The organism is Hydrogenophaga sp., from assembly GCF_018780075.1.
GTDB lineage: Bacteria > Pseudomonadota > Gammaproteobacteria > Burkholderiales > Burkholderiaceae_C > Hydrogenophaga.
Genome location: NZ_JADMKB010000169.1, coordinates 12,174 through 27,031 on the forward strand (window position 1 = coordinate 12,174; position 14,858 = coordinate 27,031).

16 protein-coding genes are annotated in these 14,858 nt (G+C 67.9%); 7 read left to right on the top strand and 9 right to left on the bottom strand.

Translation table 11 applies throughout. The features are described 5' to 3' along the window. Nucleotides 1-46 precede the first annotated feature (46 nt). On the top strand, nt 47-682 hold the full coding sequence (gene pdxH / locus IV088_RS24915; protein ID WP_291107411.1) for a pyridoxamine 5'-phosphate oxidase: 636 nt from the start codon (nt 47-49) through the stop codon (nt 680-682). 109 nt (nt 683-791) lie between these two features. On the opposite strand, the gene folK is transcribed toward pdxH, so the two are convergent. The 5 genes from folK to IV088_RS24940 are packed head-to-tail and all read right to left on the bottom strand — an operon-like array spanning nt 792 to nt 5,417. Beyond that, the gene (folK, locus tag IV088_RS24920) at nt 792-1,256 is read right to left on the bottom strand and encodes a 2-amino-4-hydroxy-6-hydroxymethyldihydropteridine diphosphokinase (protein ID WP_291107414.1); all 465 of its coding nucleotides are present in this window, start codon (nt 1,254-1,256) and stop codon (nt 792-794) included. A gap of 17 nt (nt 1,257-1,273) precedes the next feature. Further along, nucleotides 1,274-2,932 carry a polynucleotide adenylyltransferase PcnB gene (pcnB, locus tag IV088_RS24925; RefSeq protein ID WP_291107417.1) on the bottom strand — a complete coding sequence of 553 codons (1,659 nt, stop codon included), beginning with the start codon at nt 2,930-2,932 and terminating at the stop codon, nt 1,274-1,276. After that, nucleotides 2,929-3,597: an HAD family hydrolase gene (locus tag IV088_RS24930; RefSeq protein ID WP_291107420.1), complete on the bottom strand. Its 669-nt coding sequence runs from the start codon at nt 3,595-3,597 to the stop codon at nt 2,929-2,931. The genes pcnB and IV088_RS24930 overlap by 4 nt, the downstream gene beginning before the upstream one ends. A gap of 6 nt (nt 3,598-3,603) precedes the next feature. Continuing rightward, nucleotides 3,604-4,290 (bottom strand): DnaA regulatory inactivator Hda, encoded by a 687-nt coding sequence (gene hda, locus IV088_RS24935; protein WP_291107461.1) that lies wholly within the window; start codon nt 4,288-4,290, stop codon nt 3,604-3,606. Nucleotides 4,291-4,307: 17 nt separating this feature from the next. Continuing rightward, nucleotides 4,308-5,417, bottom strand: coding sequence for an AI-2E family transporter (locus IV088_RS24940; RefSeq protein ID WP_291107423.1), 1,110 nt, complete (start codon nt 5,415-5,417; stop codon nt 4,308-4,310). A 193-nt stretch (nt 5,418-5,610) separates the two neighbouring features. On the opposite strand from IV088_RS24940, the gene purM reads away from it, so the two are divergent. From purM to IV088_RS24965, 5 genes are all read left to right on the top strand, one after another. After that, nucleotides 5,611-6,648 (top strand): phosphoribosylformylglycinamidine cyclo-ligase, encoded by a 1,038-nt coding sequence (purM, locus tag IV088_RS24945; RefSeq protein WP_291107426.1) that lies wholly within the window; start codon nt 5,611-5,613, stop codon nt 6,646-6,648. A gap of 256 nt (nt 6,649-6,904) precedes the next feature. Continuing rightward, entirely contained in the window at nt 6,905-7,636 is a 732-nt protein-coding gene (locus tag IV088_RS24950; RefSeq protein WP_291107431.1) for a Crp/Fnr family transcriptional regulator, read from the top strand. Nucleotides 7,637-7,827: 191 nt separating this feature from the next. Continuing rightward, nucleotides 7,828-8,385: an isochorismatase family protein gene (locus IV088_RS24955; protein WP_291107434.1), complete on the top strand. Its 558-nt coding sequence runs from the start codon at nt 7,828-7,830 to the stop codon at nt 8,383-8,385. Between the two features lie 61 nt (nt 8,386-8,446). Then, nucleotides 8,447-9,058 (top strand): DJ-1/PfpI family protein, encoded by a 612-nt coding sequence (locus IV088_RS24960; RefSeq protein ID WP_291107437.1) that lies wholly within the window; start codon nt 8,447-8,449, stop codon nt 9,056-9,058. Beyond that, nucleotides 9,043-10,041 (top strand): GlxA family transcriptional regulator, encoded by a 999-nt coding sequence (locus IV088_RS24965; protein WP_291107441.1) that lies wholly within the window; start codon nt 9,043-9,045, stop codon nt 10,039-10,041. Before IV088_RS24960 ends, IV088_RS24965 begins: the two co-directional genes overlap by 16 nt. 3 nt (nt 10,042-10,044) lie before the next feature. Here the strand turns inward: IV088_RS24965 and IV088_RS24970 are convergent, their stop codons facing one another. The 3 genes from IV088_RS24970 to murJ are packed head-to-tail and all read right to left on the bottom strand — an operon-like array spanning nt 10,045 to nt 13,146. After that, entirely contained in the window at nt 10,045-10,677 is a 633-nt protein-coding gene (locus IV088_RS24970) for an NAD-dependent dehydratase (RefSeq protein WP_291107443.1), read from the bottom strand. A gap of 7 nt (nt 10,678-10,684) precedes the next feature. Then, a complete protein-coding gene (locus IV088_RS24975) occupies nt 10,685-11,542 on the bottom strand; it encodes a tetratricopeptide repeat protein (protein WP_291107446.1) in 858 nt (285 codons plus the stop codon). A 38-nt stretch (nt 11,543-11,580) separates the two neighbouring features. Then, the gene (murJ, locus tag IV088_RS24980) at nt 11,581-13,146 is read right to left on the bottom strand and encodes a murein biosynthesis integral membrane protein MurJ (RefSeq protein ID WP_291107449.1); all 1,566 of its coding nucleotides are present in this window, start codon (nt 13,144-13,146) and stop codon (nt 11,581-11,583) included. A gap of 118 nt (nt 13,147-13,264) precedes the next feature. Between murJ and rpsT the strand changes: the two genes are divergently transcribed. Next, the gene (gene rpsT, locus IV088_RS24985; RefSeq protein WP_077335571.1) at nt 13,265-13,564 is read left to right on the top strand and encodes a 30S ribosomal protein S20; all 300 of its coding nucleotides are present in this window, start codon (nt 13,265-13,267) and stop codon (nt 13,562-13,564) included. Nucleotides 13,565-13,806: 242 nt separating this feature from the next. Here rpsT and IV088_RS24990 read toward each other — a convergent pair whose 3' ends face one another. Then, nucleotides 13,807-14,637, bottom strand: coding sequence for a TIGR00266 family protein (locus IV088_RS24990; RefSeq protein WP_291107455.1), 831 nt, complete (start codon nt 14,635-14,637; stop codon nt 13,807-13,809). Between the last annotated feature and the right edge of the window lie 221 nt (nt 14,638-14,858).

The following is a 14,858-nucleotide window of genomic DNA, read 5'->3' on the forward strand; positions in this document are numbered from 1 at the left end:
GACCTGTCGCAGTCGCCGGCCACATGGCCGCTCCTATACTGATTGCATGAACATCGCCGACCTGCGCAAAAGCTACGAAAAGGCCGAACTCAGCGAGTCGGCTTCCCACGCTGATCCGTTGAAACAGTTTGAGCGCTGGCTCAACGAGGCCATCAGCGGCGAGGTGCCCGAGCCCAACGCCATGACCCTGGCCACCGTCGGCTCCAACCTGCGTCCGAGCACGCGCATCGTGCTGATCAAGGGCTATGACGAACGCGGCATCGTCTGGTACACCAACTACCAGAGCCACAAAGGCCGCGAGCTGGCCGGCAACCCGTTCGCCGCCTTGCAGTTTCACTGGGTCGAGATGGAGCGCGTGGTGCGCATCGAAGGCACGGTGGAGAAAGTGAGCGACGCCGAGAGCGATGAGTACTTCCACAGCCGCCCGCTGGACAGCCGCATCGGCGCCTGGGCCAGCCCCCAGAGCGAGGTGATCGACAGCCGCACCGTGCTGGTGACCAACGCCGCGAAATACGGCGCCCAGTTCCTGCTGCAACCACCGCGGCCGCCGCACTGGGGCGGCTACCGCCTGAAGCCCGACAACTGGCAGTTCTGGCAGGGCCGCAAGAGCCGGCTGCACGACCGGCTGCGCTACACGCTGCAGGGCGACGGTGGGTGGCGGCGGGAGCGGCTGGCGCCCTGAACAGGTTCCCCCCGCGCCGCCTGCGGCGACCCATCAAGGGGCGATGCGAGTGGCCCGGCGAAGCCGGTTCCACCGCATCTTGGATGACGGCACGCGCTCCGGCGGCGATTTACACGCGCTGGATCGCTTGCTCTGACACAGCTTGCCGCATTTCCACGGTCACCAGCCCTGGCGCGATCTCGTGCAACGGTACCAATACAAAAGCCCGCTCCCACATGCGTGGATGCGGCACGGTCAGTGTTTCTGAGTCGATGCTCGCGCTGCCGTAGAGCAGCAGGTCCAGGTCCAGCGTGCGCGGCGCGTTGCGGTAGGGCCGCTCGCGCCCTGCACCGTGTTCGATGGTTTGCAACGTCGCCAGCAGATCGGGCGCAGTAAGGGTGGTGGCGATCTCGGCCACCGCGTTGATGTAGTCGGGCCCGCTCGATTCGATCGGCGCCGTGCGGTACAGGCTGGACGCCTTCACCAGCCGCACACCGGGCACGCCGGCCAGCGCGGCGAATGCGTCGCGCAGCGCCTGCGCGGCGTCGCCCAGGTTGGCACCGAGTGCCACGTAGGTCGTGACGTCAGGGCGCATCACGGGCCGAGCAGACGTCAGTCGGCGCCGCCCGCATCGGCGGGGCCGCTGGCGCCACCAGCGCCACCGGGTTTGCGACGACGGCGACGGCGCTTCTTGGCGGGCGCGCCGCCCTCGGGTGCGTCGCCGGCGGCGCTCGGTTCACCGCCGTCTTCGCCCGGCGCTTCATCGCCGTCGTCCGCGCCGCGAAAGCGCGGATCGTCGGCCGGTTCAGCGGCGGCGGACGACGCCGGGTGATCGGAGTCGTCTTTCTTCACACGGCGTGCCTTGCCCGGGCCCGCCTTGGGCTGGTTGACCTTGCGCTGCGCGTCCACCATGTCTTCGCGCACTTCGTCGCTGGCCATGCTGAACGTTTCCCACCAGTGGGCGAGCTCTTCTTCCACCTCACCCACTTGCGCACGCAGGCGCAGGAAATCGAAACCGGCGCGGAACCGGGCCTGCTCCACCAGGCTGAAGGGCGACGTGCCCACCCTCTTGTCGAAGCGCGGCTGCATCATCCAGATCTCGCGCATGTCAGCGCCCAGCTTGCCGCGGCCCGACACGTCGCCGATGCGGCTCTCGAACACTTCGTCCACCGCGTCCTGCAGCGCACCAAACGCCGGCGGCGGGCGCTGGTTGCCACGCGGCTGCAGGCGCTGGCTCCAGCCCTTGCGCACGTCGGCCCACAGCACGCAGGCCAGCAGGAAACTCGGCGCCACCGGCTTGCTTTCACCGACACGCCGGTCGGTGTCCTGCAGCGCGAGCTTGACGAACTCATCGTCGGCGCGCTCCACCACCACGTCGAGCAGCGGATAGATGCCCGTGTTCAGACCCACGGCCTTGAGCTGCGCCACGCTGGCGAGCGAATGGCCGGTCTGCAGCAGCTTGAGCATCTCGTCGAACAGGCGGCTCTGCGGCACATCCAGCAACAGCTTGCGCGAGGACGCCAGCGGCTCCAGCGTCTTGGCGTCAAACGTGAACCCCAGGCCGCTGAGCTTGGCCGCAAAACGCACGGCGCGGATGATGCGCACCGGGTCTTCGCGGTAGCGCGTGGCGGCGTCGCCGATCATGCGCAGCGTCTTCTTCTTCGCGTCGCGGATGCCGTTGTGGAAGTCGACCACGGTCTGCGACTCGGGGTCGTAGTACATGGCGTTGATGCTGAAGTCGCGCCGCGCGGCGTCCTGCTCGATCGGGCCCCACACGTTGTCGCGCAGCACGCGGCCGCTGGCGTCCACCGCGTGCTTCATGCCGGCGAGCTCGCCCTTGCTGGTGCGCTCGTTGCCGGCCACCTGCTCGGCGTCGGCGCTGTCGAGGTAGGCACGGAAGGTCGAGACCTCGATCATTTCGTGTTCACGCCCGCGCCCATAGATCACGTGCACGATGCGGAAGCGCCGGCCGATGATGAAAGCGCGGCGGAACAGCCCTTTCACCTGCTCGGGCGTGGCGCTGGTGGCCACGTCAAAGTCTTTTGGGCGCAGACCGAGCAGCAGGTCGCGGACCGCGCCACCGACCAGGTAGGCCTCGAAGCCCGCGTCTTTCAGGGTGTGCACCACGTCCAGCGCGCGCTGGTCGACCATTTTGCGGTCGATGCCGTGCACGGAGGCCGGCACATCGTCCCGTTTGCCGAACTTCGGTGTTTGGGCGGGCTTGGGCTCGTTGGACTTGCCGAGCAGCTTGTTGATGAATTTTTTGATCATTCGAATAGGTTCAGAATGCGCCAGCCCCGTTCGGCGGCAATGGCGCTGAGCCGGGCATCGGGATTGGTGGCCACCGGCTCATGCACCTTGTCCAGCAGCGGCAAGTCGTTGATGGAGTCGCTGTAGAAGGTGCTGTGCTCGACGCGCGACCAGTCCAGACCACGCTCGGACAGCCATTGTTCCACACGAGCGACCTTGCCCTCCCGGAACGAGGGTGTGCCACGGATGGCGCCGGTGGGATTGCCCTGGGCATCGCGCTCCAGATCGATGGCGATCAGCTCCGCCACCCCAAAGGCCTCGGCGATCGGGCGGGTCACGAAGGCGTTGGTCGCGGTGACCACGATCACGGTGTCACCCGCCGCCTGGTGGCGGCGCACCAGTTCGATGGCTTGTGGCTTCATCGCCGGGCGGATGATTTCGTCCATGAACCGGCGGTGCGCGTCGTCGCACCGGGCCACGCCGTGTTCCGCCAGGGGTGCGACGGAAAAGCGGATGTATTCGTGGATGTCCAGCGTGCCGGCCTTGTACTGCTCATAGAAGGCGTCGTTGGCTCGGGTGTGGGTCTCAGCGTCGCGCCAGCCCAGCGTGACGGTGAACTGGCCCCACGCATGGTCGGAATCGATGGGGATGAGGGTGTGATCGAGATCAAAAAGTGCAAGGCGCATCAAGGTCTATTCGTTTTCCAGCATGGACTTGATCAGCGGGATGGTGATGGCGCGCTGGGTGCGCAGGGCATAGGCGTCGAGCTGGTCGAGCAGCATCATGAGGCTGGAGAGGTCGCGCGAGAAGCGGTTGAGCATGAAGTCCATCACCTCGTCGCTCAGGAACACACCGCGCTCGTCGGCGGCCCGCCGCAGCACCGCGCGGCGCTCGGCCTCGCCCAGCGCCTTGACCTGGAACACATGGCCCCAGCCCAGGCGGGTGCGCAGGTCTTCGCGCAGCTGCAGGTCGGCCGGTGGCCGGTCCGCGGCGGCCAGCACCCAGCGCGCCGGGCCGTGGGTCGGGGTCTGGGCATTGACGAACCAGTTGAACGCCGCGGCCTGCTGCTCGGCGGTGTAAAGGTGGCAGTCATCGAGCACCACGGCGACCCAGCGCTCGTCGTACTCGCCCGGGTGCAGGGTCGAGGCGTCGATCCAGCCCACCTGGCCACCGTGGTCCCGCAGGGCCTCGCGCGCTGCGCGCAGCAGGTGCGTCTTGCCGCTGCCGCTGTCGCCCCACAACAAGGTGGGCACGGGCGAACGCCTGGGGTTGCCGGTCCACAGGCTCAGGTGCTCCAGCACCGCCTCGTTGCCCACGGCCACGAAATTGGCCAGGGTGGGCACGGGCGCCAGGCCGATGTCGAGCGCCATCTGTTTCATGGGAGGCTGGCCCGGGTTCATTCGTTGGGGTCCTGTGCGGCCGGTGCGGCCCCGGCGCTGGCCGACGCCTCCAGGTAGAGCCGGCTGGAGAGATACCCCGCCTTGGCGCGGCGCATCGCCACCAGCAGCACGGCGCTCGCGGGCAGGGCAATGAGCACGCCGACAAAACCAAACAGGTGCCCAAAGGCCATCAAGGCGAAGATGACGGCAATCGGGTGCAGGCCGATGCGCTCGCCCAGCAGGCGCGGCGTCACGTACATGCTCTCGACCACCTGACCCACGGCATAGACCGCGCCGACCAGCGCCACGCCCAGCAGGGCCTGGAACTGCAGCACGGCGGCGAGCAGGCCCATGACCAGGCCCAGACCAAAGCCCAGGTAGGGAATGAACACCGCCAGACCCGTGAACACGCCGATCGGCAGCGCGAGCTTGAGCCCCACCAGCGCCAGCGCCACGGTGTAGAACACCGCGAGCACGCCCATCACCAGCAGCTGGCCGCGCAGGTACTGGCCCAGCACCTCGTCGGTCTCGTCCAGGAAACTCTGCACGCTCGCGCGCCAGCGCGGCGGGATCAGGCCCTTGCTGCGCTCGACCAGGTTGGCCCAGTCCAGCAGCAGGTAGTAGGCCACGATGGGCGTGAGCACCAGGTTGCCGAACACCGCCGCCAGCGCGCTGCCGCCGATGCGCAGCGAGGACAACAGGCCGTCGATCAGCTCACCTTCGTGTCCGGTGATGAGTTTCTGCAGCCACACGCGCACCATCGACACGTCCACCTGCAGGTCCACACCGAACCGCGCGGCCAGCGGGGTCAGCGAGTCGTTGACCCGGTCCAGCAGCGCCGGCACCTGCTCCTTGAGCAGCGGCACCTGCTTGGTGATCACCGGCACGATCAAGAGCACCACTGCGGCCAGCACCAGCATGAGCAAGGCGATGGCCAGCCCGGCCCCCAGCCAGCGCGGGATCTTGCGGGTGTGCAGCGTCTCCACCAGCGGGTGCAGCGCGTAGGCCAGCACCGCCGCCAGCAGGAAGGGCATCAGCACCGGCGCCAGCATGGCCAGAACCGCCCAGATCGCCAGGGCAATGGCCGCCCAGGACAGGAAGCGGATCTGGTTGGGGGTGAGGGTCATGGAAGGTGGCGTCGGGGTGAACGATCGGGCCGCGAGGGCGAACCCTTAAAATCTGGGGCAAATTCTAGTCCGCGCCTCTGGGCCACCGCCCAAAGGCCCCCGCCATCCCGTGCCGCGTCCCCCGGACGCACGGGCTCTGGCAATCCCCGTCCCTCCGCAGGATCCCCTGCGGCACACCGCCAGCCCACCCGCCATGACCTCCAGCACCCCCCCCCTCTCCTACAAAGACGCCGGCGTTGACATCGACGCGGGCGACGCGCTCGTCGAACGCATCAAGCCGCTGGCCAAAAAGACCATGCGCGAAGGCGTGCTGGCCGGCATCGGCGGCTTCGGCGCCCTGTTCGAGGTGCCCAAGCGCTACCAGGAGCCGGTGCTGGTCTCCGGCACCGACGGCGTGGGCACCAAGCTCAAGCTGGCGTTTGAATGGAACCTGCACGACACCGTGGGCATCGACCTGGTCGGCATGAGCGTGAACGACGTGCTGGTTCAGGGCGCCGAGCCGCTGTTCTTCCTCGACTATTTCGCCTGCGGCAAGCTGGACGTGGACACGGCCGCGGCCGTGGTCGGCGGCATCGCCAAGGGTTGTGAACTGTCCGGTTGCGCCCTGATCGGCGGCGAAACCGCCGAAATGCCCGGCATGTACCCGGCCGGCGAATACGACTTGGCCGGATTCTGCGTCGGTGCGGTCGAAAAATCCAAGATCCTCACCGGCCAGAACGTGCAGCCCGGCGACGTGGTGCTGGGCCTGGCCTCGCACGGCGTGCACTCCAACGGCTTCTCGCTGGTGCGCAAGTGCATCGAACGCGCCGGCAGCGAGCTGCCCGCCACGCTGGACGGCCAGCCGTTCAAGCAGGCGATCATGGCCCCGACCCGCCTGTACGTGAAGAACGTGCTGGCCACGCTGGCGAAGCACCCGGTCAAGGCGCTGGCCCACATCACCGGCGGCGGCCTGCTGGAGAACATCCCGCGCGTGCTGCCCGAAGGCACGGCCGCCCACCTGAAGAAGGGCAGCTGGCCGCAGACCGAGCTGTTCGCCTGGCTGCAGAAGGTGGCCGGCATCGACGACATCGAGATGAACCGCACCTTCAACAACGGCATCGGCATGGTGGTGGTGATCGCCGCCGAAGAGGCCGCCGCCTGCGCCGCCACGCTGCGCGAGCTGGGTGAGACGGTGTTTGAGATCGGCGCGATCGCGGCCAAGGGCGAAGGCGCTTCGGTCACCGTGGCCTGAGTTCGCTTTTCCCCATGTCCAAAGGCCCGTTCGCGGGCCTTTGTCGCGTCAGGCCCCGCCATGGTGCGACCCGCGGCGACAGCAGCAAGCCATTGGATTCAGATATCGGCCAGAGCGAATCCATTGGATTGACCTCCTGATGGACCCGACCGTGTCCTTGTAGGACAAGGCCCACGGCAAGGGATGGCGACCGCCTATGGCTTGGACAGGGGTTGCAGGACAAGATCAAGGCATGTTCAATCCTCAGGAGCGCGCCATGTACACCGCCTCTTTCCCCTATCGCGACCCACGTGAGAACCATTTCCTGGCGGCGTTGCCCGAGTCGGTGTGGGCCCGCTGGCGCCACCAGCTTGAATCCGTCGACCTCTCTGCGGACCAGCAGCTGTACGCCTGCGCTGCCAGCCCTGCCCATTTGTACTTCCCCACCACCGCCATGGTCTCGCTGCTGTACCTCCTGCAAGACGGTGCGTCGACCGAAATCTGTGCGGTGGGGAACGACGGCATCGTCGGCATCGATTCCTTGATGGGGGCGGACACCGCGCAAACCCTGGCCGTGGTGCAACGCGCCGGGCAAGCCTATCGCTTGCCCTCGCAGGCCGTGCGCCAGGAACTCACCCAGGCCGGCCCCGCCGTGCCCCTCATGCTGCGCTACGCCCACAGCCTGATCGCGAAGGTGGCACAGACCGCCGTGTGCAACCACTTCCACTCGGTGGAACAAAGGGTCTGCCGTCGCCTGCTGATCAGCCTGGACCAGGCGCCGCAGAGCGAGGTGGCACTGACACACCAGCAGTTCTCCAACCTGCTGGGTGTGCGGCGCGAAAGCGTGACGGCCACCGCGCACAAGCTGCAGGGCAGCGGCGTGATCCGCTACCACCGTGGCCACATCACCGTGCTGGACCGCCAACGCCTGGAACAAGGCGCCTGCGAGTGTTACGCCGTGGCGAGGAAACAATACGAGCGCACGCTCCCCATGCCGCTGGCAGCGTGAGGGGCCTGGCCCCCAGACATGAAACACGCTTCACGGCATTTCGCGAGGCGTCCGCAGCCAGGCCATGCGCTGAAAGCCACTGGACGCCGCAATGTGTCCGAAAATGATCGAATCCTGTCAGCCGGAGAGCGGACGCTGGGCCCTCGAAGCGGAACAATATGGGCATTCCCCTTCCCATCAGGAGCCCCGACATGCCTTCCGCCTTGCTGGTCATCGACGTCCAGGAATCATTTCGCCACCGCCCCTCGTTTTCAGAGCGCGATCTGCCCGCGTACCTCGCCGCACAGAACGCGCTGATTGCGGGCTGCGTGGCACGATCGGTGCCGGTGGTTCGCATCTTTCACAGCGACGGTCCGGAAACGGCGGACAACCCGTTTTCGCTGGCCTCAGGACACGTCCGGCCGCTGCAAGGCCTGTCCGATTTTGATGCTTCGGCCACGTTCATCAAACACCGCCACAGCGCGCTGGTGGGCACCGGGCTGGAGGTCTGGCTGACGCGCCATGGCATCGGCCGCCTGATCGTCAGCGGCATCCGCACCGAGCAATGCTGCGAAACCACCACCCGCCACGCCTCCGACCTGGGCTGGTCGGTCGATTTCGTGACCGACGCGACGCTGACCTTCGACATGGTGCAGCCCGACGGCCGGCCGCTGAGCGCCGCCGACATCCAAAGCCGCACGGCCACCGTGCTCAAGGACCGCTTCGCTCGCATCTGCAGCGTGACCGAGGCGCTGGAGCAGCTGTCGTGAGCGCGTTGCCAGGCCGCCCCAAGCCCGCTCGCAGCGCAGCCCGCAGGGCGGAGGTGTTCCCATGAGCACCTCGACGCTGACGGTGGCGATCCTGGCCTTCGACGAGGTTGAGGCGCTGGACTTCGCCGGCCCCTACGAGGTGTTCACCACCGCGAGCCGCATGGCCTTGCGCGAACGCCCCTCAGACCCCGCACCGTTCGAGGTGGTCAGCGTGGCGCGCCACCGTGAGCCGGTGCGCGCCCGCGCCGGTTTGACGCTGCTGCCCGACCACGGTGTGGCCGATGCGCCGCCGGTGGACGTGCTGATCGTGCCGGGCGGCGTCGTGGACGCGGTGATGCGCTGCACCGAGACCTTGCGCTGGGTGGCGCAGGCCAGTGAGCGGGCGCCGCTGACGGCCACGGTCTGCACCGGCGCCTTCGTGCTCGCCGCCAGCGGCGCGCTCACCGCCGGGCCGGTCACCACCCACTGGGAAGACCAGGCCGATCTCGCGCGCGCTTTCCCAGCACTGGAGGTGAAAGCCGGCGTGCGCTGGGTCGATCAGGGCCGCATCGTCACCTCCGGCGGCATCAGCGCCGGGATCGACATGAGCCTGCACCTGGTCGCGCGGCTCGCGGGCGAGGCGCTCGCGCTGCGCACCGCCAGGCAGATGGAGTTCCAGTGGACACGGCATTGAGCGGCCCGATCCGGGTCGACTTCGTGCTGCTGCCGGGCAGCCTGATCCTCGACTGGGCGGGCCCGGCCGAGGCGCTGCGCATCGCCAACCAGTGCCTGCTCGCCACCGGCCAGCCGGCGGCCTTCGAGCTGGGGTTCATCGGCCCGCAGGCGCAGGCCACCAGCTCGGTGGGCGCGCAGATCGGTGGCATTCAGCCCCTGCCCGATCTGGTCACCGAGTCGCGGCCGACGCCCACCTGGGTGGTGCTGCTCGGCCAGCCTGGCGACACCATCGACGTGCGCGGCCCAGGCGTGCCCGAGTTGCTCCACTGGCTGCGCGGCCTGCGGCTGCGGCCGGGCCGGCTGGAACTGGTGACGGTGTGCGCCGGCGCCATCCTGGCCGCGCACGCCGGACTGCTCGACGGCCACCGCGCCACCACACACCACCTGCACCTGGACGAGCTGCGCCAGGTCGCGCCGCGATGCGACACGGTGATCAACCGGGTGTTCGTGCTCGACGGCGCGGTCAGCAGCAGCGCGGGCGTGACCACCGGCATCGACCTGTTTCTGCACCGCATCGCCGCCGTCTGCGGCCCGGCGCTGGCGGCCCGCGTGGCGCAGACCATGGTGGTGGCCCTGCGGCGCGGCCCCGGCGACCCGGAGCTGTCGCCCTTTCTGCGCCACCGCGACCACATGCACCCCGCCGTGCACCGGGTGCAGGACGCGGTGAGCCAGGCGCCACAACAAGGCTGGGACGCGCAACGCATGGCCGAGGTAGCCTGCACCTCGCCGCGCCACCTGACGCGGCTCTTCATTCAGCACGCGGGCATCGCGCCGATGCACTACCTGCGCAGCATCCGTCTCGATCTGGCCGAGGCCGCGCTCAACGCCGGCCGCAGCGTCGGGCAGGCGGCCGAGATGGCGGGATTCAGCTCCGACACGCAGTTGCGCCGCACCTGGCACCAACTGGGGAAAAACGGCTCGCCGGCTCGGCCCGCTGCCTGACACTCACAGCAGCTGTTCGGACATCAGCACGCGGGTGCCCGGCGCACCGGCCAGCGCCGACGCCAGCAGGTGGTGGGCGATGCGCTCGGCGGGCACCACGCGGTAGCGCGGTGGCAGCACCGGCCGCAACCACTGCGAGACCCTGACCGCCGCCTGTTCGGCGGGTCGCGCGGCCTGGCGATCGCCCCCGATGAGACCGGGTCTCACGAACGTCAGCGAGGCGAACCCCAGCGCCTTCAAGTCGCGTTCCAGTTCACCCTTGGTGCGCGAGTAAAAAACGCGCGACGCGGGGTCGGCACCCAGCGCCGAATTGAGGGCATAGGCCCGGGCACCGTGCCGCAGCGCGAGCTCGCCCACCTGCAGCGGAAGGTCGTGATCGACCCGGTAAAAAGCGGCTTGCGAGCCGGCCACCTTGATGGTCGTGCCCAGGGTGCAGATCACCGCGTCCACCGCCCACCAGTCGGCCCCCTCGGGCAGGTGATCAAAATCCACCAGCGGGTTGAACAGCTTCGGATGGGCTGGGAGCGCACGGCGCGTGGGGGCGATCACCCAGGCCACCCGCGCGTCGGCCAAGGCCTGCTGCAACACGGCATGACCCACCAACCCGGTGGCCCCCACCAGCAACACAGTGGTCATGGGCCGCTCAACTCAGCGCCCGTCGCAGCTCCAGCATGCGCTGGGCAATGGCGTCGCGGTCGAGCGTGTTGTCGGTGTGAGCGACGTACATCTCCAGATCGGCGACCGCGAGCCGGGCATCGCCCATCTCGGCCCAAGCCAGGCCCCGGTCGCGGTACTCGGCCCAGGCATCGGGCAGCAGGATCAGCAGGCGGTCCAGCACGGCGATCAGGCGCAGCCAGTCTTCGGCGGTGCGGTGGATTTCCTTGAGGTTGCGCAGCATGCGCGCCAGGATGTCGCGCGAGGGTGCGGCCTGAAGGTACAGGCCCACGGGCACGTCGAAATCGTCCACCAGCCCGCTGCGCCGCTTGTAGGGCTCCAGCCGCTCGGAGAGGTCTTCGCGGCTGAGCGACTGGCCGGTGAACGGATCGATCACCACCTGACCTTCGGGCAGGTTGATCTTCACCAGGAAGTGCCCGGGGAAGTTGACACCACGCGCCTTGAGCCCCAGGCCCTGCGCCAGCTCCAGCCAGAGCACAGCGAGCGAGATCGGGATGCCGCGCCGCGTCTTGAGCAGCACATTCAGGTGGCTGTTGTCGGGGTCGTGGTAGTGGTTGACGTTGCCGCCAAACCCCATGTCGCGAAAGAAAAACTGGTTCAGCGTGCGCAGCCGCTGCAGCGGCCCGGCGTCTTCGGCGCAGCGCCGGCGCAACCGCGACAGGAGCTGGTCCAGATCGCCCAGCACCTCCTGCACATCCAGATCGGGGTACTCGTCCTGCGCGATCGACGCAGCGGCCTCCAGCAGCGGCAGGCTGTCGTCCTCGCGCACCAGCGAGGCGAAATAGGCCAGGGGTGTGGACGGGGGAAGCTGGTAGGCAGAGGGCATGGCGTGGCGGCGACAGGCGCGACCCGCGCACCTTTCCCTTATTTTCGGACGAATTGCCGAAGTTTTAACCCTGAAAGCAACAAGGCCACAAAGTAGATGGCCGCCGCACCCACCACGCACAGCGCCAGCAGGCCCACCCGCTCCAGTGCACGGCCCTCGAAACCGGTCCAGTTCACCGAATTGGCCACCCACAGCAGAAACACCGTCAGCAAGGCACTGGCCGCCACCACCTGCAGGGCAAAACGGCCCCAGCCGGGCGACGGCTGGTAGGCGCCGCGCCGGCGCAGGCCGATCAACAGCCACAGTGCATTGACCATGGCGCCGATGCCGATGGCGAGCGCCAGGCCGGCGTGGGCCAGGTAGGGCACGAACAGCAGGTTCATGGCCTGCGTGAGCAGCAGCACGACGATGGCGATCATCACCGGCGTGCGGATGTCCTGCCGCGCATAAAAGCCCGGTGCCAGCACCTTGATCGCCACCAGCCCCAGCAGACCGGCGCCGTAGCCCATGAGCGCCACGGTGGTCTGCTGCACGTCCCGCTCGGTGAACGCGCCGTAGTGGTAGAGCACCGCCACCAGCGGCCTGGCAAAGGTGAGCAGCGCCACCGCGCAGGGCACCGCCAGCAACACCACCAGCCGCAGCCCCCAGTCGAGCAGCTGGCTGTAGCGCACCCCGTCGTCCGCCGCCCGGGCCGCCGCCAGTTGCGGCAGCAGCACCACGCCCAGGGCCACGCCCAGCATCGCGGTGGGGAACTCCATCAGGCGGTCGGCGTAGGTCAGCCAGCTCACGCTGCCCGTGACCAGGTGCGAGGCGATCTGGGTGTTGATCAGCAACGAAATCTGCGCCACGCTCACGCCCAGCAGCGCCGGCAGCATCAATGTCGTGACGCGGCGGGTGCCCGGGTGGTGCCAGGCTTTCACCAGCGACGACCAGCGCAGCCCCACTCGGGGCAACATGCCGATGCGCAGCAGGGCCGGGATCTGCACGCCGAGCTGCAACATGCCGCCCAGCATCACGCCGCCGGCCATCGCATAGATGGGCTCGATGCCCAGCGTCTCAAACCAGGGTGCACCGAACCAGGCCGCGCCGATCATCGCCACGTTGAGCAGCACCGGCGTGGCCGCCGGCACCGCGAAACGCCTCCAAGTGTTCAAAACGCCGGCCGACAGCGCCACCAGCGACATGAACCCGATGTAGGGGAACATCCAGCGCGTCATCAGCACAGCGGCCTCAAAACCGTGGGCGCTCTGCTTGAGGCCGCTGGCCATGGCCCAGACCAGAACCGGCGACGCCGCCACGCCGAGCACGCAGGTGACCAGCAGCGCCCAGACCAGCACGGTCGCGATCTGGTCCACCAGCTCGCGGGTGGCCTCGTCGCCGTCCTTGGCGCGCGCGCCGGCCAGCACGGGGACAAACGCCTGGCTGAACGCGCCCTCGGCGAACAGGCGGCGCAGCAGGTTGGGGATGCGGAAGGCGACGTTGAACGCGTCGGTCAGTGCGCTGGCGCCAAATGTCGAGGCCATCAGCAGCTCCCGAACGAGGCCGGTGATGCGCGACGCCAGCGTGAGAAGGGAAACCAGGGAGGCAGATTTGAAGAGTGACACGGGCGAAGTTTAACCACGCCCCCTCGCCTCGCCGCCCGGGGACTGGCCAAACTCCGTCGCCGTGCTAAAATCGCGGGCTTTGCTGGCAACATCCCCAAACATCTGAAGGAAATTCACCATGGCAACCAAGCCGAAGAAAAAGAACCCCCGCCTGGCCTCTGGCCGCAAACGCGTCCGCCAGGACGTCAAGATCAACGCCGCGAACACCTCGCTGCGTTCCAAATACCGCACCGCCGTCAAGAACGTTGAAAAAGCCGTTCTGGCTGGCGACAAGACCAAGGCGACCGAACTGTTCGCCAAGATGCAGCAAGTGGTGGACATCGTTGCCGACAAGGGCATCTTCCACAAGAACAAGGCCGCTCGCGACAAGAGCCGCCTGTCGACCAAGGTCAAGGCCCTGGCACTCGCCGCCGCTTAATTGCGGCATTCACCGGCCTGATCCGTCAGGCCACCAGCCCGGACCATCCCGGTCCGCCGTTTGAAACGGTGCGCTGCCAGCAAAAAGTGAAAAACCGCCTTCGGGCGGTTTTTTCATGGGCACTCGAAAACAGAAACGCATCCGGCGCAGGTGCCTGCATCCAAGGATGCCGTGGAACCGGCTTCGCCGGGCCACTGGCATCGCCCCCTGGGGGGTGACGCCGCAGGTGGCGCGGGGGGAGCCTAGTCTTCATCCCCGCCGATGAAGCCGCCCAGCAGGCTGCCACCCAGAAGGCCACCGGCCAAACCGCCCTGCTCGCCGCCACGGCCACCGCCGCCCTGCATCCGGGGCGCGGCCGCGAAGATGCGCGAGGCCAGGCGCGCGAACGGCAACGACTGCATCCACACCGTGCCCGGGCCACGCAGCACCGCAAAGAACAGGCCCTCGCCGCCGAACAGCGCCGTCTTCACGCCACCGACAAACTGGATGTCGAAGTCCACGTCGGGCGTGTAGGCCACCACGCAGCCCGTATCCACGCGCAGCACCTCGCCGGGTTGCAGCCGGCGCTCCAGCACCGTGCCACCGGAATGCACGAACGCCAGGCCGTCACCTTCCAGCTTCTGCATGATGAAGCCCTCGCCACCAAAGAAGCCGGTGCCCAGCTTGCGCTGGAACGCGATGCCGAGCGTCACGCCTTTGGCCGCGCAGAGGAACGCGTCGCGCTGGCAGATCAGCGTGCCACCGTGCTGGCTCAAGTCGAACGGCATGATCTTGCCGGCGTAGGGCGCGGCAAATGCCACCTTCTTCTTGCCGCGGCCGTCGTTGGTGTAGACCGTGGTGAACAGCGATTCACCCGTGATCAGGCGCTTGCCCGCGCCGAGCAGCTTGCCGAACAGCCCGGCCGAGCCCGACGCGGCAGAGCCATCGCCAAACACGGTGTCCATCCGGATCCCGTCTTCCATGTACATCATGCTGCCGGCCTCGCCGATCGCGGCCTCGCCGGGATCGAGTTCGATCTCGACGAACTGCATGTCGTCGCCGTGCAGGAAATAGTCAACGTCGTCCATCGCCATGGCCCATCACTCCAGAAACAGGGCACATGCCCGATCGGCGGAGGATAGCGGAAGCAAAGCGAGGCGCAAGGGAACAAAGAGCGCTGTCAGAAACCCGACCGGAGCAAAGTGCCCGAAACCCAGAACGCGGCGGAACTGGCTTCGCCAGGCCGCTCGCGTTGTCCCCTAGATGTGAAGCGTCAAGAGGTTGTTTCTTGACGAGCTGAGTCTGGAGATGGGTG